Raw genomic sequence first — 23,715 nt, forward strand, 5'->3', positions numbered from 1 at the left:
ATTACTGTTTAACAAAATTCCCCTAAATAAATATACTTACTAAATGGAAACAATCCGAATTTTAGCTATTGATGATCACGAAATGACCCCTTTGGGATATAAATATATACTAGAGGGCACTGAATTTCCTAACTTTGAAGTTAAGGTAGATGTAGCCAGAGGGTTTGAACTAGGTAAATCTAAAATAGAATCTTCCGGACGCTCCACGATACATTATGATATTATTTTATTAGACATTCAACTTTTCCCTACCCACGCCCATGATGAGCGCAGTGGAGAAGATTTAGGTAAATTAGCTAGAGAAGTATCTCCTAATTCCAAAGTTGTTTTCATGTCCTCATTTAGCGATAGCTATAAAATTAATAGCGTTTTTAAAACTGTAGACCCAGATGGATATATGGTTAAATCTGAAATTGATGAACAATCTCTAATTGCCATGGTAGAAACCGTTGTTTCTAACCCTCCGTATTATACCGCTGGAGCATTATCTGCTGTTAGACGAAAAATGGCCAATGACATCGTAATTGATGATGTGGACAAAAAAATACTATTCAACCTATCTGTAGGTGTGCGAACAAAAGACATTGCTCCATTAATTTCTGCCGCTATAACAACCGTAGAATCCAGGAAACGCCAATTAAAAACTCTTTTTGGCATAGATAACGGTAATGACCTAGCCCTTATTGAGGAAGCAAGAAGGAGAGGCTTTCTTTAAAAAACACAAAAAAACAACATTTATAAACTACTAAATTACAGAAGATTAACATTTAAATTTGTAAATAAAGGACAAACCTCTTTTTTTCCGAGGTTTACGTATGTTCCAAAATGAAGCTTAAAATATATATTTGTTTGTATAGTAATATTAATTACAATCAAGCATATGTCAGTATACAAAGACAACTCTCAAAACAGTGATGCTTGGAGGTTCCCCCAGACCCTTCAAAACGACTCTATATATTCTTTTATAAGAAATATAGAAAAATATTTTTTTGCTGAAGTAACCGTTCAGAATTGCACATACACAGAATGTGCGGTTGATTTAGCTATTCAGTTAGATTGCAACCTTACTCTTTTTGAAGTTTTAAACCATGCCAACTTAGGAACATGGGGAAATTTAAAAAATATCGATGCCCCTCTGCCCAAAGCACTGCAATCTTTAAAAAATGATAATAATATAGATGTACGTATTGACGAGTTTTCGATATTCTTAAAAGACACATCTATAATTATTAAAAGAACTAATAACCTTAATATCTCGGAACAATTAGAGGGTATTTTAAGGGAAATAAGTAGCCACTACATCTATTTTACCAAAGGTCTTTCTCAAAAACCATATGAAATTTACATTCCTATATCAGAGGAGGAAGAATTCGATTATAACCTAAATAACACTGTTCCTACTACTGCAAAAAGTTATACAGAGTATTGGGGTATTTATTTTGAGTCTGAAGATGATGCAACTATTTATGATGTAAAAAATTCCGCTTATTTACCTGCAGAACTACATCTTTGTATGGCAGACGTATAGAAAATAACTAGTAAACTACCTCGGGGCAAGCTCACGAGGCATTCGTAGGAAAACAACCTTAAAATTTAGAGGCAAGCCTCGGAGCATTCAAATGCTCGATTATCGAGTAAAATAAAAAAAGCCAATTTGAATATATTTTTTCAAATTGGCTATTATTTTAAATAAAATTATTCTGTTTATACGTTAAATAACTCCCTACCTTTCATCAAAGCATTTACTTTCATCTTAACAGAAGAAAGTACCGTCTCGTCTTCTGGGTTAGAAATTACTGCATCAATAAAGTCTACTATAGTAGCCATATCTTTTTCTACCAAACCTCTTGTAGTAATTGCTGCTGTACCAAAACGAACACCAGAAGTTACAAAAGGCGATTTATCATCAAAAGGCACCATATTCTTATTAGCAGTAATATCAGCTAATACAAGAGCATTCTCAGCTTCCTTGCCAGAAATATTTTTATTTCTTAGATCAATTAACATCATGTGGTTATCTGTTCCTCCAGAAATGATATGATAATCTTTTGCAACAAATGCTTTTGCCATAGCCTCTGCATTTTTCTTTACTTGAACCATGTAGTGTAAGTACTCATCAGATAAAGCTTCTCCAAAAGCAATTGCTTTAGCTGCAATAATGTGCTCTAAAGGTCCACCTTGATTTCCTGGAAAAACAGCCAAATTTAATAAGGTCGACATTTTTCTTAATTTTCCGCTTTTTAAAGTAATTCCAAATGGATTATCAAAATCTTCACCCATAAGTATTAACCCTCCTCTTGGTCCACGCAAAGTTTTATGCGTAGTAGTTGTTACTATATGACAATGAGGAATTGGATCATTTAAAATTCCTTTAGCAATTAAACCCGCTGGGTGACTAATATCAGCTAACAACAATGCATCAACACTATCCGCTATTTCTCTAAACTTCTTAAAATCTATATCTCTAGAATAAGCAGAAGCACCAGCAATAATCATTTTTGGCTTTTCTTTAGTTGCTATTTCTTGTATAGCATCATAATCTAGCCTTCCAGTTTCTTTGTCTACTCCGTAAAATACTGGGTTATATAAACGTCCAGAAAAATTTACCGGAGAACCATGTGTTAAATGCCCTCCATGAGAAAGATCAAAACCTAAAATAGTATCCCCTGGCTTTAAACAAGCATGATAAACAGAAGCATTCGCTTGAGAACCAGAATGTGGTTGCACATTTGCATACTCTGCTCCGAATAATTCTTTAGCTCTATCGATAGCAAGTTGTTCTATTTTATCTACAACTTCACATCCGCCATAATATCTTTTTCCTGGATACCCTTCAGCATATTTATTTGTAAGTACAGAACCAGCTGCCTCCATTACTTGTGGGCTGGTAAAATTTTCAGAAGCAATTAACTCTACACCGTTAATTTGGCGTTCTTTTTCTTCTTCTATTAAGTCAAAAATTAGGTTGTCGCGTTGCATATCTTATTTTTCAATTATATTAGATGCGTAAAAATACGAATTGGGAATGTATAAATACATCTTAAATACTACTTTTGAAACAGAATTTATTAAAATTCAATCAACAAATAAAAAAGTCTATTTACAACCATAAATTATTACTTTTAATTACTGCACCTAGTGGTTCCTAAATACCATTTAGAATATCACGAAAAGGTATGTTGTCTGTATTACACTATACTTAAACGTTTTTCGTTATACCAATTACCATATTTGGCACGGCTGTTGAATTTAACCTCTAGAATATGTAAATTATTTATTATGAAAAAATTTCTACTTTTCGGATTAGCGATAACTTTACTAACTGGGTGTAGCGGAGTAAAGAAAACGCAAGAAGCAATTAATACTGGTAATTACACCCAAGCAATTAATACCTCTATTGTTAATTTATCTAGTAATAAAACAAAAAAGAGTAATCAGCCCTACATTCTCTTATTAGAAGAAGTGTTCGCAAAAAACACAGAACGAGAAATGGACAGAATTGCTTTTTACAAAAAAGATGGCAACCCCGCAAATTTAGAATCCGTATACAATGGTTATTACCGATTAAAATTGGTGCAAGAACAAATAAAACCTTTACTACCATTACAGATTTATGAAGAAGGAAGAGAGGCCAAATTTCAATTGGTAGATTACGACCAAAAGATAATTAATACCAAACAAGAATTATCTAACTACTTATATACGAATGCCAATAATCTATTAAAAAACGCTAGCAATAAATTTGACTACAGAAAATCTTACAATGATTTTACTTATTTAAGTAAAATTAATCCTGGTTTTTTAGATACAAAAACAAAAATGGAAGAAGCTCTTGCCAAAGGCATTAATTATGTTAGTGTCGCTATGAGCAATAATACTAACATAATAATTCCAGAAAAATTAGAAGCTGAAATGTTAAATCTTAGCACATATGGCCTAAATAAATTATGGACAGAATACCACACCAATCCGTTACCAAATGTAATTTATGATTATAATTTAGATGTTTCTTTTGAAGATATAGCTATTTCACCTGAGCAAATAAACGAAAAGCAAATAATAAAAGAAAAACAGATAAAAGATGGTTATGAATATCTTACTAATAGCGATGGCAATGTTGTAAAAGATAGCTTAGGGAATATGATAAAAGTGGATAAATTTAAAACTGTAAGATGCAATTATTATCAGTTTACTCAATTTAAAAGCACACAAGTTACTGGCTTAGTAAGCTTTACCGACAATATTAAAAAACAGCAAATTGATCAATACCCTTTAACTAGTGAATTTGTGTTCGAACATATTTATGCTAATTACCATGGTGATAAAAGAGCTTTAGACAATGATTTAACTCCTTTATTAAAACTTGGCGCTGTACCTTTTCCTACAAACGAGCAAATGGTTTATGATACTGGCGAAGACTTAAAAGCTAAATTAAAATATATACTACAACAACAAAATTTTAATTAATAAAAGCCCCAATTGGGGCTTTTATTTTATATATACTCCTCTAAAAGAATATCATTTATTCCTCCATGGGAAGAATGCGCAATAGCCTCTCCTCCCTTTATAACAAGTAACTGTGGCGATTGGTGCATTACTTGGAATTTAATTCCTACCTCATTAGAAACGGATCTAAAACTATGCAGGTCTAAATAATACAAATCTGCTTGTTCTTTGTCTAATACGTATGTTTCTTGAAATATATTCATAACCATTCTACTAATACCACAAGTTGTAGAATGCTTAAAAATAACCTGCGTCTTATTTTTAGACTTTTCAGCAATCTCATTTAATTGATCCAAAGAACTTAAAGGTATCCATGGAATTACTTTTTTCTCTTTTTTCTCATCATTATTACTCTTTCCAAATAAACCATCAAAAATTCCCATATACCTCTTTTATTATAAGTCGAATAACCCTCATTTTGCATACAAACTGACTAAATGTCCTTTTTTTATTCCTGTATCAAGACATTTTGTCTGCCCTTTTCAATTGGTAAGGTTGTTGACATTAACATATCAAAACTAAGAAATAACATTAAATTATAAGAGATATGAACTTTAATAATTTTACAATAAAATCGCAGGAAGCGGTACAACAAGCCCAAACCCTTGCCCAGTCTATGGGGCATCAACAAATAGAAAATGAACATCTTTTTAAAGGAATTTCAGAAGTAGATGAAAATGTACTCCCGTTTCTATTAAAAAAGCTTCAGGTTAACTTTAAAATGATTTCTCAAATTCTAGACAAAGAATTAGAAAGCTTTCCAAAAGTTACTGGTGGTCAAATTATGGTTTCTCCTGAAGCGGGAAAAACTTTAACAGAGGCCAACATCTTGGCAAAGAAAATGAAAGATGAGTTTGTTTCTATCGAGCATTTACTACTTGCTATTTTTAAATCTAAAAGCAAAATTTCTACGGTTTTAAAAGACCAAGGAGTTACCCTTAAAGATTTAGAAGCTGCGATAGACGAATTAAGAAAAGGAGGAAATGTAACCTCGCAAAGTGCTGAGGAAACGTATAACTCTTTAGATAAGTATGCTAAAAATCTTAATAAACTTGCCGATAGCGGAAAATTAGACCCCGTTATTGGACGCGACGAAGAGATAAGAAGAATATTGCAAATACTAACAAGAAGAACAAAAAACAATCCTATGTTGGTGGGTGAGCCAGGCGTTGGTAAAACAGCAATTGCAGAAGGACTTGCACATAGAATTGTTATAGGAGATGTACCTGAAAACCTGAAGGATAAAATTATATATTCTCTAGATATGGGAGCACTTATTGCTGGCGCTAAATATAAAGGAGAATTTGAGGAAAGGCTAAAAGCTGTAATCAAAGAGGTTACCGAATCGGATGGAAACATTGTTCTTTTTATCGACGAAATTCACACTCTAGTTGGTGCTGGTGGTGGCCAAGGTGCTATGGATGCAGCTAATATTTTAAAACCTGCATTAGCCAGAGGAGAATTAAGAGCTATAGGCGCAACAACACTAGATGAATATCAAAAATACTTTGAAAAAGACAAGGCATTAGAACGTAGATTTCAAAAGGTGATTGTAGATGAACCAGATACAGAAAGCGCTATATCTATCTTAAGGGGTATAAAAGAAAAATACGAAGCACACCATAAAGTACGTATTAAAGATGATGCTGTAATTGCTGCTGTAGAACTATCTCAACGTTATATTACAAATCGCTTTTTACCAGACAAAGCCATTGATTTAATGGATGAGGCTGCTTCTAAACTTAGAATGGAGATTAACTCCAAACCTGAAGAACTAGATGCTCTAGACCGTAAAATTATGCAGCTAGAGATTGAAATCGAAGCCATTAAACGCGAAAAAGATACACAAAAAGTAAAATCTCTGAATATAGAGCTTGCTAATATTAAAGAAGATCGTATTGAGATATTTGCTAAATGGGAAAGTGAAAAAACGGTAATAGACAATATTCAAAAAACAAAACAAGATATTGAAAACTTTAAATTAGAAGCAGAAAGAGCAGAAAGAAACGGAGACTACGGAAAAGTAGCAGAACTGAGGTACGGTAAAATTAAAGACGCGCAAGAAAACTTAGAAAAATTACAGGTAGAACTTAAAGAGCAACAAGATGCAGGCACATTAATAAAAGAAGAGGTAACAAATGAAGATATTGCCGATGTTGTTGCCAAATGGACTGGTATTCCTGTTACTAAAATGCTGCAAAGTGAAAAAGAAAAACTATTACAGTTAGAAGATGTATTGCACAAACGTGTTGTTGGACAGGATGAAGCCATTGCAGCAGTATCAGACGCTATAAGACGAAGTAGGGCTGGTTTACATGATATAAAAAAACCTATTGGCTCTTTCTTATTTTTAGGAACTACAGGTGTTGGTAAAACGGAACTAGCTAAAACATTAGCCGCTTATCTATTCGATGATGAAAACGCAATGACTAGGATAGATATGAGTGAATACCAAGAACGCCACGCCGTAAGTAGATTAGTAGGAGCTCCTCCAGGATACGTAGGTTACGAAGAAGGCGGACAATTGACAGAAGCTGTCAGAAGACGCCCCTACTCTGTTATTTTATTAGATGAAATAGAAAAAGCGCATCCAGACACTTTTAACATACTGTTACAAGTTTTAGATGAAGGAAGACTAACAGACAATAAAGGAAGGGTTGCAGATTTTAAAAATTCCATTATTATAATGACAAGTAATATGGGGAGTCATATTATTCAAGAAAAATTTGAGAATACCAATGATATTTTTAGCGCATCAGAAGCTGCTAGAGTTGAAGTTTTAGGTTTGCTTCGAAAAACAATTAGACCTGAATTTTTAAATAGAATAGATGACATCGTAATGTTTACTCCTCTAAGTAAGGATGATATTAAACTCATTGTAAAACTACAGGTAGAACAATTGAAAAAGATGCTTACTAAACAAAACATCACAATTGATGCTACACCTGAAGCTATAAACTTTTTAGCAGAAAAAGGTTATGACCCACAATACGGAGCTAGACCTATAAAAAGAGTAATACAAAGAGAAGTGTTAAACAATTTATCCAGAGAATTACTTAAAGGTACTATAAAAGCAGAAAGTGTAGTACTCATTGATTCTTTTAACGACGCTCTTGTTTTTAGAAACCAGAACGAATTTGCTTCCTAAGCAAAAGAATAGTTATGTAATCGATATCGGTATAAATTTATACCGATATCGATTTTTTTATATAAATTTATACCATACAGTATATAGATTTTTTATATTCGTATAAAATACACCGTTAAAATGTCTGGTAAAGCAAAAAAAACCACAGCCTTTATTATAGAAACCGTAGCTCCTGTTTTTAACAAGCATGGTTATATAGGTACAAGTATGAGCGACTTAACGGAAGCAACTGGCTTAACCAAAGGCGCCCTTTATGGGAATTTTGAAAACAAAGAAGCCTTAGCTCTTGCTGCTTTTGAATATAATAGCAAATTACTTTTTAAGGCTATTGATGAGGAACTTAATGTTGAAGGTAAGGCACTAGACAAAATTTTTAATCTAACTAAATTTTACCAACGTTATGACATTTTTACTTTAGAAATGGGTGGTTGTCCTATTGTAAATGTTGGTGTTGACGCGCAAAACAATAATAGACTTTTAGCAGCTGCGGCTAAAGAAGCTATAAAAGAAATTGAAGGCAAAATAGCTTTAGTTCTAGAAAATGGAGTAAATAATCAAGAAATTCATCTGCCAGTTACTCCTTTACAATTTGCTAAACAAATGTTCACCATGATTCAGGGTGCTATAACAATGTCTACTATTACCAAAGACAGAAAATATCTACACAACACTGTTGCATATCTTGAAGTATTAGTAAAAAAAGAAATTAAGAAATAATATTTTCTTAATTTCTTTTTCTGTTTTATTTTACTCCCCTGTTACTCTAAATATCCAAGTTTTTGAAGTGTACTTCCCTTTTAACTTACCATCTCTAGCGGTTCTAGCCTCATTAATAGTATTGTATTTACCTAAGTACACATAATTAAATCTATTCTGACTTCTATAAAAATAAGCAGGAGTTAAACCTTTCTTTTTCATGTCTTTCATGAAAAGTTCTAGATACTTTTTAGTTCCAAAAACATTAGCTATTAGATAATATCCGGGCTCTAAATTTCCTTCTTTTGCTACCTCTTCATACTTCTCCCCCTTTTGAACAATTACCACTTCTGTAATACTCGTTTTATTAGGTGCCTCAAGAGCCAACTCTTTTTTAGCTAAAGAATCTTTCATTCTTTTCTCTCGTAACCTTCTAGAAAAAGCCAAAGCCTCTTCTAACTTAACTCTATCAACAGAATCCTTTTTTCTTAATTGAACCCTTTCTTCGCTTGCAATTTTAGTTTCATTAAGAATATTTCTATCCTCTAATAACTTTTGCTCACGTTTAGCTGCTCTAACAGAGTCTTTAATTCTTTTGCGAACTTCATTTCTATTTACAGCAAGGCTAGCTTCCTCTTTTTTAACACTCAACAAAGAATCTCTCTGAAACCTTACCTTTTGTTTCTCTATTTTGGCCTTTTCTTTTTCCGATTTTTTCACAGCTAAAGCCTCTGATTTAGACAATTGTCTACCTAACTTTTCTTCTTTCTCCGTATTCTCTTCTTCTTTAGTCTTTTCTTTTCTTGCTCTTTGTTTTCCAAAGTTATAAGTGGTTACCAATTCAAAAGTAGGATCTACTCCTTTTAAATCAGAACTAGAACCAAACTCCGTCAATACCCCAACAGACAAACGTTTAAAAAAATTTCCTCCGACACCACCAGAAAAACCATAGAAGTTATTATAACCAGCTTGTGCCCAAAATTTATTAGTATCTAATAAGGTAGTAATACCTATTTGAGAATCTTGATTAGGGACTGTTTTATAATAAACTGCAGGTCTTAAAAAAGCATTCTCATCAAAATTAAAGAAAGATACAGGAAACTCATAAGATGCCAAACCCAGAAAAACACGTTCTCCAGATACTGAAGACCTCTCTTTATTGGTAAAATTATAATCGAATAAATTTTCCGCTACAACCCCTACACTAAATCTATCTATCTGTAAATTTAACCCTGGAGCAACTTGAACTATAAAATTATTACTACTTGCTAGTTGCGGTAATTGAATTTGAGGATCCGTTTGGAAACGGGTATCTGCTAATTCTTGAGTATACCCCATTACATTAACCCCTATGCCCAAAAGTACACCTGAACCTAATTTAATAGTATGTGCATAATTAATTATACCTCCGGTATTAATAAATATTCCTGTATTATTTTGTAAAAACCCAACCCCAACAGAAGTTGCTTCCCCTATCTTTCTATTATAGTTTAAAAAAACAGAAGTTGGATCTGCATCAATAGTTTGCCACTGCCAACGCGTCCATAAACCTATAGATTGCGAAGTATTCGCTTCTAAAGAATATGCAGGGTTTAACAAACTAGTATTAAAATTAGTTATGTTATGTTGCCTTATATCACCAGGCAGGTCTATATTTTGTGCATTTGTTGCTAGGAACATTAAGAACACTAGAACAACTATATTATTTTTAAGCATATACAAAAAAACAAAAAATAGCCGTGAAATATACTATTTTCTAGTATTTTTAGTTAGATTAATAGTTAATTTTTACGTTACAGACTACCTAATTATGAAAGCACTTAAAATCATATTCCTTATTTTATTTATTATAGGTTTATCTTCTTGTAAAGACAAAGCTATAGAAACACAAGAAACAGCAGTAGTACCAGAAGTTTCTACATACTATTTTATCAGACATGCTGAAAAAGATAGGAGTAATTCTCAAAATAGTGACCCAGAACTCATTCAAAAAGGCTTAGGAAGAGCTATGCATTGGGCTGAAATATTTGTAGATATAGATTTAGATGCAATATATTCCACAGATTATTCCAGAGCCTCCATGACAGCTGCTCCAACATCTGTTAAAAAAAATATAGATGTACAATATTATAACTTCGAGGATATTAATATAGAACAATTTAAAAAAGACCACATAAATCAAAATACTTTAATCGTTGGACATAGCAATTCTACTCCTGAATTTGTAAACCAAATGCTAGGTGAAGAGAAATATAACCAAATGGACGATTATGATAATGGAAGTCTTTTTATTGTACAAGTAGTCAACGGAAAAGCAACTTCGCAGCGTTTACATATTAATTGTAACTGTCCGGAGTAACTGTAATTTTCTTTAACTCTATTGTAGACAATAATTCTAATTCCTTTTTAGTATAAAGAAGATCTAAGTCTTGAACCGGATATTCGGTATTCTTAGGTTTATAATTTTTATAATCTACAAAACGAATTCCGTTTATATATCTTTCATTAAAAGCAACCCTAAATCTGCTTCCTCCTCCATTTACAGCAAAAGAATACGCTAAAAAATCTGGCAAATAGGTTTCTGTGTTTATCCAATATATATACACATCTTCAAAATCATCCCCTCCATCCTTCTCACTAAAAGTCACTTGTATTTTATAATACTCTCGCCCTTCTATGGTAACTTTACCTAACATCGTTTTATGTACAGCCGCATCATTTAGACCAAAAGGAAGTTTTGAAAAATAATGTACCGAATTTATTGAATTAGCATAGGCTACAGATAAGGTATCGTGTAATTTTACAAAAGTACCATCTACAAAACGCTTTACTCCTTTTCCATATTTAACATCTTCTATATACAGGGAATCTTGCTTATAACTTCTACTTAACTCAAAACCCTTTTTTTGAGGTTTTGAAACATATTTTTTATCCCTAAAAATAAAGGATGTTTTATTTTTCTTATGCAGATACCCTCCACTTGCTTCCATACTTTTATTTACTACAAATTGCGCAGTAGGTACTTTTTTTTCGTTTATTTTACAGGATAAAAAAAGAATAGTGATTAAGAATATAAATACTATTTTCATAAATAATTTTATTATCTGTTCGCAAATAAACTTTTTAATTACAATTCTTATTCTAATTTTCTAAATTATTAAAAAGAGTTATAAAATTATTGTGCTTATTTTTGCTTTACTATGCAAACTAACATCAACATTAAAAATAAAAAGGCTCGTTTTGAATACGAGATTTTAGACAAATATACCGCAGGTATTGTTTTGTCTGGAACAGAAATAAAATCTATTCGTTTCGGAAGAGCTTCCATAACCGAAAGTTTTTGTGAATTTAATGAAAGAGGAGAGCTTTTTGTGATTAATATGCAGGTTGATGAATATTCTCATGGCTCTCATTACAACCACAAGCCAAAGGCTGCTCGTAAACTTCTTTTAAATAAAAGGGAACTAAAGAAACTAGACCGTGAAGTAAAAAACTCTGGCCTTACCATTGTACCACTTAATCTCTTTATAAACGAAAAAGGATTTGCCAAAATGAATATTGCCTTAGCAAAAGGTAAAAAACTTTATGACAAAAGAGAAACAATGAAAGACCGCGACAACAAAAGAGATTTAGACCGCGTTAAGAAAAATTTTAAATCTTAATTTTTATTCTCTAACAAAGGAACAAAACGAAAAGAACCTAATTCTGTCTTCTGAAATTCTTTCTCTGACTTCCGAACAAACAAAGTCATTATTTGGTCATCTATACCAACAGGAATAACCAAACGCCCACCTATTTTCAGCTGAGCTAATAATGGTTTAGGAACCTCTGGTGCGCCCGCCGTAACAACTATACCATCGAAAGGAGCTTCTTCCGGCATTCCCTTATAACCATCACCAAAAATCATTTTTTTAGGTCTATACCCCATTTTCTTAAAAAAGATACTGGTCTTTTTAAAAAGTTCTAATTGCCTCTCAATAGAATACACTTTAGCATGTAGCGCAAGTAAAACAGCTGTCTGGTAACCACTACCGGTACCTATCTCTAATATTTTTTGATTTGCAGACACTTGTAAAAGTTCCGTCTGAAAAGCTACAGTATATGGTTGAGAAATAGTTTGGGATGCTGCTATAGGAAAAGCTTTGTCTTGATAAGCATGCCCCTCAAAACTACTATCTATAAATAAATGCCTGGGTATTTTACGTATTGCATTTAAAACATCATTATCTACTATGCCTTTTTCTATTAGCACTTCTGCTAATTTATTACGCATTCCACTATGCTTAAGAGTATCTTTCAATCGGTTGGTTTTGGTTTTCCAAAGTTAGGAAAGTTAATTAGAAATGTAAACGGTAAATGTTATTTCTTATATAATTTTAATAGACCATATCATTAATACTTTTCTACCTATAATAACAATAAACTTTTAATCCACCAACGCAATAAACTTCTAAAGTATGCTTATTTTTGAAAAAACAAAATTCATGCTGAAAGTTGGAGTATTAGGAGCTGGTCATTTAGGAAAAATACACCTCCGCCTACTAAACGAATCCGAAAAATATACGTTAATAGGATTTTATGATCCAGATGCTATAAATGGCAAAAAAGTTGCCGATGAATTTGGGTACACTTATTATGACAATATCAATACTCTTATTAACGCTGTAGATGTAATAGACATTGTAACCCCTACCCTTTCTCATTTCGATTGCGCAAAAAAAGCCATTGAAAACGGAAAACATGTATTTATAGAAAAACCTATAACAAATACACTAGAAGAGGCTGAAGAATTAATTTCTTTAGCTAATCAATATAATGTTAAAGGGCAAGTGGGGCATGTAGAGCGTTTTAATCCTGCTTTTTCTGCTGTAAAAAACAGTATAGAGTCCCCAATGTTTATAGAAACACATCGATTAGCAGAATTTAACCCCAGAGGCACAGATGTTCCTGTTGTTTTAGATTTAATGATTCATGACATTGATGCTATACTTAGTGTTGTTAAATCTAAAGTTAAAAAAATCAATGCAAGTGGCGTTTCTGTAATTAGTAAATCTCCTGATATTGCAAATGCTCGTTTAGAGTTCGAAAACGGTTGTGTTGCTAACTTAACAGCAAGTAGAATATCTTTAAAGAATATGCGTAAATCTCGCTTCTTTCAACAAGACGCTTATATTTCTGTAGATTTTTTAGAGAAAAAAGTAGAAGTTGTAAAAATGAAAGATGCTCCAGAAAAAGCAGGCGATTTTGATATGATTTTACAAAATGCGGAAGGAGAAAAAAAGCAAATTTATTTTGAAAACCCAGAGATAGAAGTTAATAATGCCATTTTAGATGAATTAGAAACTTTTGCGGATGCCATTAATACAAATACCACTCCAATAGTTACGCTACAAGATGGCACAGAAGCTTTAAAAGTAGCTTTAGCAATTATACAATCTTTTAAAGACAAATAAGATGAAGAATATAGCAGTTATAGGCGCGGGCACCATGGGAAATGGAATTACTCATGTTTTTGCTCAAAACGGTTTTAAAGTAAATCTCATAGATATTTCTGAAGCCTCTTTAGAAAAAGGCTTAGCTACTATTGTTAAAAACTTAGACCGTCTTATTGCAAAGGAAAAAATCACTGAGAAAATTAAGTCGGATACATTAGCTAACATATCTACATTCACCGCTATACCAGATGGTGTGCAAAATGCAGCATTAGTTGTAGAAGCTGCAACAGAACGTAAAGATTTAAAATTAAAAATATTCAAAGAATTAGATGAAGTATGCCAAAGCAATACCATTTTAGCAACAAACACTTCTTCTATTTCTATAACACAAATAGCTGCAGCTACCAATAGAGCGGATAAAGTAATTGGGATGCATTTTATGAACCCAGTACCAATTATGAAATTGGTGGAAATAATTAGAGGATATAACACTTCGGATGAAACCACAAAGGCGATAATGGATTTGTCTCTTCAATTAGGAAAAACACCTACAGAAGTAAACGATTATCCTGGTTTTGTTGCCAATCGTATTTTAATGCCCATGCTAAATGAAGCTATTGAAACACTCTATAATGGTGTAGCTGGAGTAAACGAAATTGATACGGTTATGAAATTAGGAATGGCACACCCAATGGGACCATTACAATTAGCAGATTTTATTGGTTTAGATGTTTGCTTATCTATTCTTAATGTTCTTTACGATGGGTTTAAAAACCCCAAATATGCACCTTGTCCATTATTAGTTAATATGGTTATGGCTGGTAAATTAGGCGTTAAATCTGGCGAAGGTTTCTATGATTACTCAGAAACCAAAAAGGCCGAAAAAATTGCTAAACAGTTTGTTTAAAAAATAGTACTGATACTACATGTCTGTAAAGGAAAATTTGCTAAAAATAAAAGAATCACTCCCCAAAGGAGTAACCTTGGTTGCCGTTTCTAAGACCAAACCAATACCTGATTTACAAGAAGCCTATAATGCTGGGCAACGTATTTTTGGTGAAAATAAAATTCAGGAAATGGCACAAAAATGGGAGGCTCTCCCCAAAGACATCGAATGGCATATGATTGGTCATGTACAGCGTAATAAGGTAAAGTATATGGCAGAATTTATTTCTTTAATTCATGGGGTAGATAGCTTAAAACTATTAACCGAAATAAACAAACAAGCTGTAAAACACAACAGAATCATTTCTTGTCTTCTACAAATACATATAGCACAAGAAGACACCAAGTTTGGTTTAGACGAAAAAGAATTAATAGAACTCCTTAACGATCCAGCTTTTAAAGCTCTTGAAAATATTAAAATTAAAGGGGTAATGGGCATGGCCTCCTTCACAGATAACAAAAATCAAGTTAAAGAAGAGTTTAAAACTTTAAAAAATACTTTTACCCAAGCCAAAAAAATACTTCCTAATATAAACGTTTTATCTATGGGAATGAGCGGGGATTATCCTCTAGCAATTGCAGAAGGTAGCACCATGGTGCGCATCGGAAGTAGTATCTTTGGTAATAGAAATTACGCTTAACTAAATATTTGGGTCTTAGCACCCAAAGAACACTAATAAATGTACACAATACTAGATATAGAAACTACCGGAGGAAAATACAATGAAGAAGGCATTACAGAAATTGCAATTCATAAATTTGATGGACACCAAGTAGTTGATACATTTATTAGCCTAGTAAATCCAGAAAAAGATATTCAACCCTTTGTAGTGAAACTTACCGGTATAAATAATAAAATGCTACGCACAGCTCCCAAGTTTCATGAAGTAGCTAAACGTATTGTAGAAATCACAGAAGACACTGTTATTGTTGCTCACAACGCACAATTCGATTATAGAATTCTTCGCACAGAATTTAAAAGACTAGGGTATAATTTTGAACGAAAAACGCTTTGTACAGTAGATCTTTCTAAAACACTATTACCCGATGCCGAATCCTATAGCCTTGGTAAATTAGTACGCTCTTTAGGCATAGCTGTGAGTGATAGGCATAGAGCAAACGGAGACGCCTTAGCTACCATTAAATTATTTAAACTCTTACTTACCAAGGACACCGATAAATCTATCATTAAAAGCGTAATACGCAAAGAAACACACGGAGAACTATCGGAGAACCAATTAGATATTATACAAGAACTCCCCTCTGAAACAGGAGTGTATTACATGCATAATAAGGATGGAGATATACTTTTCTTAGGGCACACTAAGAATATTAAGAAAAGAGTGAACGACCATTTTATTAAGAGAGGGGATCGCGCTAGAAAACTACAAAAAGAAACAAAAAAGGTGACTTTTGAAAAAACGGGCAGCGAATTAATTTCTCTATTAAAAGAACATGAAGAGCTCTTAAAAAACAAGCCACGCTACAATAACAAAGTAAAACCAAAACTATATTCTCATGCCTTATATAAAGGGTACACCAAAGAAGGCTACATAACCCTCAACGCTAGTCATATTAATGGTAACAGAGAAAACATCACCACTTTTAATAGTATTCATGGTGCTAAAAATTTTATTTACAAAATCAATGAAGAGTTTTGTTTATGCGATAAGTTAAACGGTCTTTCTGAAGCTAAAACAAACTGTTCTAAGTTTAATGAAGAAAAATGCAAAGGAGCTTGTGTTCAGAAAGAAACAGTAGAAGAATATAACAAGAGAGTTGCCCAAGTTATTGAAAAATATAGCTTAGCCAACAAAAGCGTTATTATAGTAGATAAGGGCCGTGAAATTGGCGAATACAGCGCTATTTTAATTAAAGAAGGTACGTTTATTGGTCTTGGCTATTACGATTTAAACCATCAAATAAATAATATTGCTATATTAGAATCTATTATTACACCTATGAAAAGCGGTAAAAATGCAATTCATATTATAGAATCCTATTTAAGAAAGAAAAGAGTTGTAAAAATAATTGACCTGAATACATAAATTTTGAGTAAACAAAAAACTACATCCAAATGGAAAGATAAACTTCATGAAATTATTTATGAAGCAGACACTCCTGTAGGGAAATGGTTCGATATTATTCTTTTTATTCTTATAATAGTAAGTGTTATTCTTGTTATGCTAGAGAGTGTAAAAGATATAGATGCTAACTACCACAAAGTTTTACTCACATGGGAATGGATTATTACTATTTTCTTCTCTATAGAATACATTGCTAGAATTATAAGCATTAAAAAACCATTTAAATATATTTTTAGCTTTTATGGAATCATAGATTTCATTTCTACAATTCCTCTTTACCTTTCTTATTTTTTTATAGGGTCTCAGGTATTATTAGCTGTCAGAGCTCTACGTTTATTACGTGTTTTCCGAATTTTAAAACTCGTCCAGTTTTTAGGAGAAGCCTCTCAATTAACACGTGCATTAAAAGCCAGTAGAACCAAAATTGCGGTTTTTATTTATGCTGTCTTAATACTTTCTGTAATTATGGGTACTATAATGTATCTTGTTGAGGATGATGCTGCTGGCTTCACCAGTATTCCTAGGAGTATCTACTGGGCTATTGTTACGCTTACAACGGTAGGATACGGAGATATTGCACCCCAAACACCATTAGGACAACTTATTGCAACTATCGTTATGATATTAGGTTACGGTATAATTGCAGTTCCTACAGGCATTGTTACTTCTGAATTTACAAAGCAAGGTAAAATAGAAGATAAAAAAGTACACTTAAACACGCAATCTTGCCTAAGTTGCTCATCAGAAGGACATAGGGATGATGCTACTCACTGTTTTAATTGCGGAAGTAAACTATAATGAAAAAAAAAGTAATCTCTGTTGTTGGGCCCACTGCTATCGGAAAAACGAAATTAGCCATACATATTGCAAAACATTATAATGCAGAAATAATTTCTGCTGACTCTAGGCAATTTTTTAAAGAAATGTACATTGGTACGGCGGTACCAGAAAAAGAGGAACTTAAAGCGGCCAAACACCATTTTATACAAAATAAGAGTATTAGAGATTCCTATTCTGTTGGCGATTTTGAAAAAGAAGCTTTAGACTGTATAAGCCATTTACATAAAGAAAACCCTATAGTAGTATTAGTTGGTGGTAGCGGTTTATATGTTGATGCAGCAACCAAAGGATTAGACAAATTCCCTAAAATAAACCCTAGCATTAGAGAGAATCTAAATACCATTCTAGAAACCAAAGGAATGAAAAGCTTACAAGATCAACTTAAAGAGTTAGACCCTGAATATTACTCCAAAGTAGATATAGAAAATCCACATAGAATAATAAGAGCTTTAGAGGTTTGTATTGGCTCAGGACACCCTTACTCCTCTTTTATAACCGATAAAAAAGATAACCGACCTTTTAAAGTAATTACCGTTGGTCTTACCGCTGATAGAAAAATTATTTACGACAGAATTAATAGACGGGTAGATGTTATGATGGAAGGAGGTCTTCTAGAGGAAGTAAAATCCTTAAAAGAACAGAAAGACCTAAATGCACTCCAAACCGTTGGCTATAGAGAACTATTTATGTATTTAAATAAGGAATGGACTTTAGATTTCGCTGTTTCCGAAATTAAGAAAAACACACGCCGGTTTGCTAAAAGACAGCAAACTTGGTTTAAAAAAAATGCGGATACTATCTGGGTAGAATACGATTATATACCAGAAAACATATTCCCCATTATTGATTATAAATTGAATGAAATACAAGACACCTAAAACTTCTATTTTCTTTGTCTGGGATTTTAAGCTGCGATAAATCAACATAAAACCTATACACTTTCTACCTACAAAAATCATTTAAAAAAACACCTACAAACAAAAGCACGCCTATATTTTTAAGCGTGCTTTTTGTTTATAAATACCTATAGAGAATAACTACTCTGTTTTTATCACCAAACGGAATCCTTCTCCATGAATGTTTAGAATCTCTACAGTTTCATCACGTTTTAAATACTTACGTAATTTAGCTATATACACATCCATACTACGAGAAGTAAAATAATTATCATCTCTCCAAATCTTAGTCAATGCTAATTCCCTAGGCATTAAATCATTTTCATGCAAAGCCAAAAGACGCAATAGCTCATTCTCTTTAGGAGATAATTTTATAGGCTCTTCTTCTCCGTATTTTAAAAATCTTAGTTTAGAATTTAAATGAAACCCGCCGATCGTAAATTCAAATTTTCTACTATCTGCAAGTGTATTAGATGCTTTTCTCTGAAGTATTGCTTTAAGCTTCATAAGAAGCACCTCAGAATCGAAAGGTTTGTTTAAATAATCATCAGCCCCTGCCTTATACCCTTTTAAAACATCTTCTTTCATGGTTTTAGCAGTAAGAAATACAATCGGAACATTTTCGTTCTTTTCTCTTATCTCTTTAGCCAAAGTAAACCCGTCTTTATAAGGCATCATAACATCTAAAATACAGATATCATAATTATCTTTTTTAAATTTTTCAAATCCTTCCATACCATTTTTAGCAAGGACTACATCAAAATTATTCATTGACAAATAATCCTTTAATACGATACCAAAATTTGGGTCATCTTCTACTAATAGTATTTTCTTATTTACTGTTTCCATAGTATATTATATTAACGGTAATTTTATATAGAAAGTACTTCCTTTTCCTTTTTCACTTTCTACATAAACATCACCTTGGTGATCATCTATTATTTTTTTTACATAAGAAAGTCCCAATCCATGGCCTTTTACATTATGTATGTTTCCTGTATGCTCTCTATAAAATTTTTCGAATACCTTCTTTAAAACTGCTTTACTCATTCCTGAGCCTTGGTCTTGTACTTTTATTAGTATATTATTTTTTGCAACCTCTGTATACACATCTATTTTTGGTGCTTCTTCAGAATACTTAATGGCATTATCTAAAATATTAACTACAACATTGGTAAAATGCATTTCGTTTGCCAAAACCTCTGTACGTGTTGCATCTAAATGTCTTTCTATATAACCTCCTCTATCTTCTACTATTAAAGACACATGAGCAATAGCATCTTCTATTATATCGTGTACGTCTACCCTATCCTTACTAATATCTAATTGATTCTTTTCTAGCTTAGATATTCGCAATACATTTTCTACTTGTGCATGCATACGTTTATTCTCATCTCGTATCATTTGCAAATAGCGCATCACCTTCTCTTTATCATCTATTATTTGCGGATTCTTAATAGCCTCTACAGCCAAATTAATAGTTGCTATGGGTGTTTTAAACTCATGCGTCATATTATTTATAAAATCCGTTTTAATCTCCGATATCTGCTTTTGCTGAATTAATTGATAAATAGCTCCTGCATATGCAACTACAATTATCAAAGTAAACAGAAGTGACAGACCAGCCATACCCAATATAGACTGAATTAAAAACCGTTTCTTTTTAGGGAAACTAATAAGTAAAGAAAAATTTGAGTTCCCCTCTAAATCTTTAAATATGGGAGATTTATAAATATTTTTCTTACTATACTTAAATTTTTTAGACTTTACTTTAGTTGGTAACCCTTTACTATATACACCATACTCAAAAGCTACATTTATCTCTCTGTTTTTAAGCTCGCGATCTAACAGAAGTTCTATCTCTTGCGTAGAAACTCTTTGGTGAATAGGCACCATTTTAGCGTAATCACTAAAAACATCTTCCATTTGAGCCTTAACTATCTCTGTTAAACCTCCTATTTTCTCAAACTTCTGTACAGCATTAAGCTCTTGCTGCTTGCCATCTAAACCTACATTCTCTTTAAAAATAGTCGTAGTACGTTTACTCGTATAATTTTTTATTGTAGGAAGGTTGTTATCCTCATTACCATTGTCAAAGAACGTAGATGCTATATTGTAATCTTCCTCTAAAATGCCATGAGAATACATTCGTATCTCATTAGAATTAAGGTCTCTGTTTATATAGAAAAAATTTCCTATACTGGAATTTTTCAGTTCCCCGATACTATCTTTTAGATTCATATATCTATCAAAATAGTTTCTAGTTTCTCTACTAGATATCTTATCCGCAACATTATTCAAAGCATCAAACACTGTGTGCGAAAATTGCTCTTCTTTATCTTCTACAGATTGTTTAATCCAAAAGATTTGAACAAAGATTATTCCTACCAATGAGAGGCTCATCAATACTACCATAACAACAAACAACCTCTTATTCATTCTCTGTAAAATTAAGATTTAACATATAGAAAATTGCACGTTTAACCAAACCTTAACAAAAATGTTAAAATGGCGTAACTCTATCTATATTCAAGGAGATGCCTATTCAGTTTTTCTACTTTTTCTTTTGTTTCTTCCAGGTTAATATTCTCTAATACAAAATCTGCTTTTGGAATTTTAACAATATCACTTAATTGGTTATTAATCCTTGCCAATATAGCTTCTCTTGTATTCTTATCTCTCTGCAATACGCGTTGTACACGAACCTCCTCTGGAGCAGTAACTAAAATAATTTTATCATACAGCTTTTCTGCCTTATTCTCAAACAATAAAGCTGTTTCTTGTATAACGTATGCATGATTTTGACTAGAAAGCCAATGTAAAAAGTCTTCCCTTACTGCTGGATGCACAATAGCATTTAGCTTACTTAATAATTCCCTGTCACCAAAAATTTTTTGTGCTATATAAGACCTATTTAGTTTCCCTTCTTTATAGGATTCTTCTCCTAATAAGGCTTTTATTTTTTGTATTAAAATTTTGGAATTTTGCATTAACTCCTTGGCTTGCAAATCTGAATTATATACAGGTACTCCCAATGCGTTAAACAATGTAGCTACAGTTGTTTTTCCACTACCAATACCCCCCGTTAAACCAACTACTTTCATTCCTCGCTAATAATATAAGTTACTTCTTTTTCTATTAATGTAGCGCTATATACGTTATTAGGTACATTACCCACATTTAAAGTGACTTTTTCATTACCCTCTATCATATCCTTGTAATCCGCTATAACAGTAAAGTTATTTTCAGAAATAGTTTTTAACACTCCTAACTTAGCCTTGCATAATACCTTAACTCTATCTGGGAATGTCTTTACAATGGCTCCTTTCGGAAGATTTATAATAGTAATAGGAATATTTTCTATCATTTTTTCTGAAAAACGAGAAACCTTACCACTAATAACAACTTTATTGGTATTATAAGTTGTATTATTTAAGCCACTAGGTTCTATTGTTAGAATGGTTTTAGAAAAATTTTCATCTATATCTTTTAATTCTACCAATTTTGTTTTTATACTTTGCAGCGTATCTATCTCATTGGTTGGCCCTGTAACTTCTATAGTTTTTGGCTCTAGTAGTATCGCCCCATCTAACATGCAATTTTTCTGAAGATTCATTTTAATATTCACTTCTACACGAACATTTTTTGTTATAATCTCTACCAGCTCAAAAATAACATCTTCTTTATCTAAATCTATCAAAACTATAGAGTTAGGTAACTTTTTTTCTACCTGCTTTTGAATTTTCTTTTGCGATAAAATAAATTTGGATTTTTTTTTACTTGCTTCAGATATATCTATAGATATATCTTTTGCATTAAATCCAAAACCCAAAAACTGAAATCCACTTGCTTCTAGTTTTACTTCTAAACTCTCTTTAGATGCCGATTTTAACAAATATCCTTTAGGAACATTAATATAACTTAATTTAAATGTAGCTCTACTCGTATAAGATTCTGACAATTTATTGATAAACCAAGCCATACTAGAAACTAGTAAAAACACTAAAAATATTTTTACCTTTCTCTTTTTTAAATGTTTACCGATTCTCTGTATCAAAGTATATGGTTTGTTTTAAAGAATAATTTGGGGAATATCTCTCTTGGTTTTTTTTTACTAAAGTTAATCCAAAATGTAGATTTTAAAAAACCATACCCATAACCCACAAATTGAATTATAACAGCAACTAAAGAAAGTGCTGCAACAACTATATTTTTATTCTGCACTAGGGAATGAAAAAATAACCCTAAAAAATATGCGCCGTAAAAAGCTATTGGCAACCAAAACCCAAACAGTAACAAAAAGAACGCTCCTATAAAACCCACACAAAATAAAGAAGGAAACCAATAGGTAATTTTAGTTGTCTCCGGGTGCCATTTATTTAAAATAGGCCTAACCATCCCAAATTTATTGACCTGAATATAAAACTTGTTCCAATCTATCCTGCGTTTATGATATACGTAAGCCTCTGGTATTAATCTAGTATCATACCCTTTATTCCATATACGAATTGTTAAATCGGGGTCTTCTCCTGGATGTATATTTCCATACCCCCCAACATCTTCAAAAGCTTCTTTAGAAATACCCATATTAAAACTACGAGGTTGAAACTTATCTACTGCATTCTTATTCCCACGAATTCCTCCTGTAGTAAACAAAGAAGTCATTGCATAGTTTATTGCCTTCTGAACGGCTGTAAACGAATCGTGCGCCGCATCTGGACCACCATAACAATGCACAAAATTATCCTCTAATGATTTTTCTGCAACTTCTAAATATTGCGAGGGAATGATACAATCGGAATCTAAAACAATAAAGTAATTCCCCTTTGCCCTTCGCATTCCATAATTTCTAGAATCTCCTGGTCCTGAGTTAAATTTTTTATAGTATGATATATTTAGTTTAGATTTAAAACTCTCGACTATATTCTCTGAAGAAATTGTAGAGCCATCTTCTATTATTACTATTTCAAAAGGCTTTTTATACGTCTGCTTAGAAAGACTCTCTAACAACTCCGACACCTCATTAGGTCTGTTATAGACAGGAACAATAAATGAAAAAGATAAATCCATAAGAACCTTAATTACCTAGGGTTATATAAAAAAAGAAGTCGACTTTTGAAAAATCACTCTTCAAAAGTCAACCTAATACATTATTTTAAATA

General features: G+C 32.3%; 23 protein-coding genes. 13 read left to right on the top strand and 10 right to left on the bottom strand.

Annotated elements, in window-relative coordinates:
- Nucleotides 1–43 precede the first annotated feature (43 nt).
- On the top strand, nt 44–715 hold the full coding sequence (locus QZZ51_RS00085) for a histidine kinase (protein WP_291864139.1): 672 nt from the start codon (nt 44–46) through the stop codon (nt 713–715).
- A 165-nt stretch (nt 716–880) separates the two neighbouring features.
- Nucleotides 881–1,528: a hypothetical protein gene (locus tag QZZ51_RS00090; RefSeq protein ID WP_291864142.1), complete on the top strand. Its 648-nt coding sequence runs from the start codon at nt 881–883 to the stop codon at nt 1,526–1,528.
- Between the two features lie 176 nt (nt 1,529–1,704).
- On the opposite strand, the gene glyA is transcribed toward QZZ51_RS00090, so the two are convergent.
- The gene (gene glyA, locus QZZ51_RS00095) at nt 1,705–2,979 is read right to left on the bottom strand and encodes a serine hydroxymethyltransferase (RefSeq protein WP_291864145.1); all 1,275 of its coding nucleotides are present in this window, start codon (nt 2,977–2,979) and stop codon (nt 1,705–1,707) included.
- 300 nt (nt 2,980–3,279) lie between these two features.
- Between glyA and QZZ51_RS00100 the strand changes: the two genes are divergently transcribed.
- Nucleotides 3,280–4,467: a hypothetical protein gene (locus QZZ51_RS00100; protein WP_291864148.1), complete on the top strand. Its 1,188-nt coding sequence runs from the start codon at nt 3,280–3,282 to the stop codon at nt 4,465–4,467.
- A gap of 26 nt (nt 4,468–4,493) precedes the next feature.
- Here QZZ51_RS00100 and ytxJ read toward each other — a convergent pair whose 3' ends face one another.
- Complete coding sequence (ytxJ, locus tag QZZ51_RS00105; protein ID WP_291864151.1) at nt 4,494–4,889, bottom strand: bacillithiol system redox-active protein YtxJ; 396 nt, start codon at nt 4,887–4,889, stop codon at nt 4,494–4,496.
- A gap of 164 nt (nt 4,890–5,053) precedes the next feature.
- Between ytxJ and clpB the strand changes: the two genes are divergently transcribed.
- Together clpB and QZZ51_RS00115 are read left to right on the top strand one after the other, a co-directional pair.
- Nucleotides 5,054–7,654 (top strand): ATP-dependent chaperone ClpB, encoded by a 2,601-nt coding sequence (gene clpB / locus QZZ51_RS00110; protein WP_291864155.1) that lies wholly within the window; start codon nt 5,054–5,056, stop codon nt 7,652–7,654.
- A gap of 120 nt (nt 7,655–7,774) precedes the next feature.
- On the top strand, nt 7,775–8,371 hold the full coding sequence (locus tag QZZ51_RS00115; protein ID WP_291864158.1) for a TetR/AcrR family transcriptional regulator: 597 nt from the start codon (nt 7,775–7,777) through the stop codon (nt 8,369–8,371).
- Between the two features lie 30 nt (nt 8,372–8,401).
- Here QZZ51_RS00115 and QZZ51_RS00120 read toward each other — a convergent pair whose 3' ends face one another.
- Nucleotides 8,402–10,066 (bottom strand): PorP/SprF family type IX secretion system membrane protein, encoded by a 1,665-nt coding sequence (locus QZZ51_RS00120; protein ID WP_291864161.1) that lies wholly within the window; start codon nt 10,064–10,066, stop codon nt 8,402–8,404.
- A gap of 94 nt (nt 10,067–10,160) precedes the next feature.
- On the opposite strand from QZZ51_RS00120, the gene QZZ51_RS00125 reads away from it, so the two are divergent.
- Entirely contained in the window at nt 10,161–10,709 is a 549-nt protein-coding gene (locus QZZ51_RS00125; protein ID WP_291864164.1) for a phosphoglycerate mutase family protein, read from the top strand.
- Here QZZ51_RS00125 and QZZ51_RS00130 read toward each other — a convergent pair.
- Nucleotides 10,687–11,439, bottom strand: coding sequence for a DUF6503 family protein (locus QZZ51_RS00130; RefSeq protein WP_291864167.1), 753 nt, complete (start codon nt 11,437–11,439; stop codon nt 10,687–10,689). The two genes, QZZ51_RS00125 and QZZ51_RS00130, sit on opposite strands and share 23 nt — an antisense overlap.
- A 111-nt stretch (nt 11,440–11,550) precedes the next feature.
- On the opposite strand from QZZ51_RS00130, the gene smpB reads away from it, so the two are divergent.
- The gene (gene smpB, locus QZZ51_RS00135; RefSeq protein ID WP_291864169.1) at nt 11,551–12,012 is read left to right on the top strand and encodes an SsrA-binding protein SmpB; all 462 of its coding nucleotides are present in this window, start codon (nt 11,551–11,553) and stop codon (nt 12,010–12,012) included.
- On the opposite strand, the gene QZZ51_RS00140 is transcribed toward smpB, so the two are convergent.
- Nucleotides 12,009–12,650: a protein-L-isoaspartate(D-aspartate) O-methyltransferase gene (locus QZZ51_RS00140; protein ID WP_291864172.1), complete on the bottom strand. Its 642-nt coding sequence runs from the start codon at nt 12,648–12,650 to the stop codon at nt 12,009–12,011. The genes smpB and QZZ51_RS00140 overlap by 4 nt on opposite strands.
- Nucleotides 12,651–12,834: 184 nt before the next feature.
- Here QZZ51_RS00140 and QZZ51_RS00145 point away from each other — a divergent pair, with 184 nt between their 5' ends.
- From QZZ51_RS00145 to miaA, 6 genes are read left to right on the top strand one after another with little or no spacing between them, the layout of a single operon-like run.
- Nucleotides 12,835–13,803 carry a Gfo/Idh/MocA family oxidoreductase gene (locus QZZ51_RS00145; protein ID WP_291864176.1) on the top strand — a complete coding sequence of 323 codons (969 nt, stop codon included), beginning with the start codon at nt 12,835–12,837 and terminating at the stop codon, nt 13,801–13,803.
- A 1-nt stretch (nt 13,804) separates the two neighbouring features.
- Nucleotides 13,805–14,692 (top strand): 3-hydroxybutyryl-CoA dehydrogenase, encoded by an 888-nt coding sequence (locus QZZ51_RS00150; protein WP_291864177.1) that lies wholly within the window; start codon nt 13,805–13,807, stop codon nt 14,690–14,692.
- A gap of 19 nt (nt 14,693–14,711) precedes the next feature.
- Nucleotides 14,712–15,371 carry a YggS family pyridoxal phosphate-dependent enzyme gene (locus QZZ51_RS00155; RefSeq protein ID WP_291864180.1) on the top strand — a complete coding sequence of 220 codons (660 nt, stop codon included), beginning with the start codon at nt 14,712–14,714 and terminating at the stop codon, nt 15,369–15,371.
- 39 nt (nt 15,372–15,410) lie between these two features.
- Nucleotides 15,411–16,778 carry an exonuclease domain-containing protein gene (locus tag QZZ51_RS00160; RefSeq protein ID WP_291864183.1) on the top strand — a complete coding sequence of 456 codons (1,368 nt, stop codon included), beginning with the start codon at nt 15,411–15,413 and terminating at the stop codon, nt 16,776–16,778.
- Nucleotides 16,779–17,615 (top strand): ion transporter, encoded by an 837-nt coding sequence (locus tag QZZ51_RS00165; protein ID WP_291864437.1) that lies wholly within the window; start codon nt 16,779–16,781, stop codon nt 17,613–17,615. It begins immediately after the preceding gene.
- Entirely contained in the window at nt 17,615–18,535 is a 921-nt protein-coding gene (gene miaA / locus QZZ51_RS00170; RefSeq protein ID WP_291864185.1) for a tRNA (adenosine(37)-N6)-dimethylallyltransferase MiaA, read from the top strand. The genes QZZ51_RS00165 and miaA overlap by 1 nt, the downstream gene beginning before the upstream one ends.
- A gap of 159 nt (nt 18,536–18,694) precedes the next feature.
- On the opposite strand, the gene QZZ51_RS00175 is transcribed toward miaA, so the two are convergent.
- The 5 genes from QZZ51_RS00175 to QZZ51_RS00195 form a co-directional block, all read right to left on the bottom strand.
- Nucleotides 18,695–19,402, bottom strand: coding sequence for a response regulator transcription factor (locus QZZ51_RS00175; RefSeq protein ID WP_291864189.1), 708 nt, complete (start codon nt 19,400–19,402; stop codon nt 18,695–18,697).
- 6 nt (nt 19,403–19,408) lie between these two features.
- Nucleotides 19,409–20,992, bottom strand: coding sequence for a HAMP domain-containing sensor histidine kinase (locus QZZ51_RS00180; RefSeq protein ID WP_291864192.1), 1,584 nt, complete (start codon nt 20,990–20,992; stop codon nt 19,409–19,411).
- Nucleotides 20,993–21,072: 80 nt separating this feature from the next.
- Nucleotides 21,073–21,657: a dephospho-CoA kinase gene (gene coaE / locus QZZ51_RS00185; RefSeq protein WP_291864195.1), complete on the bottom strand. Its 585-nt coding sequence runs from the start codon at nt 21,655–21,657 to the stop codon at nt 21,073–21,075.
- Nucleotides 21,654–22,610, bottom strand: a complete 957-nt coding sequence (locus tag QZZ51_RS00190; protein ID WP_291864198.1) for a CdaR family protein — start codon at nt 22,608–22,610, stop codon at nt 21,654–21,656. The genes coaE and QZZ51_RS00190 overlap by 4 nt, the downstream gene beginning before the upstream one ends.
- Entirely contained in the window at nt 22,607–23,623 is a 1,017-nt protein-coding gene (locus QZZ51_RS00195; protein ID WP_291864201.1) for a glycosyltransferase, read from the bottom strand. Before QZZ51_RS00195 ends, QZZ51_RS00190 begins: the two co-directional genes overlap by 4 nt.
- Nucleotides 23,624–23,715 lie beyond the last annotated feature (92 nt).

Origin of the sequence: Maribacter sp. (genome assembly GCF_016744255.1) — a bacterium.
Classification (GTDB): Bacteria; Bacteroidota; Bacteroidia; order Flavobacteriales; family Flavobacteriaceae; genus Maribacter_B.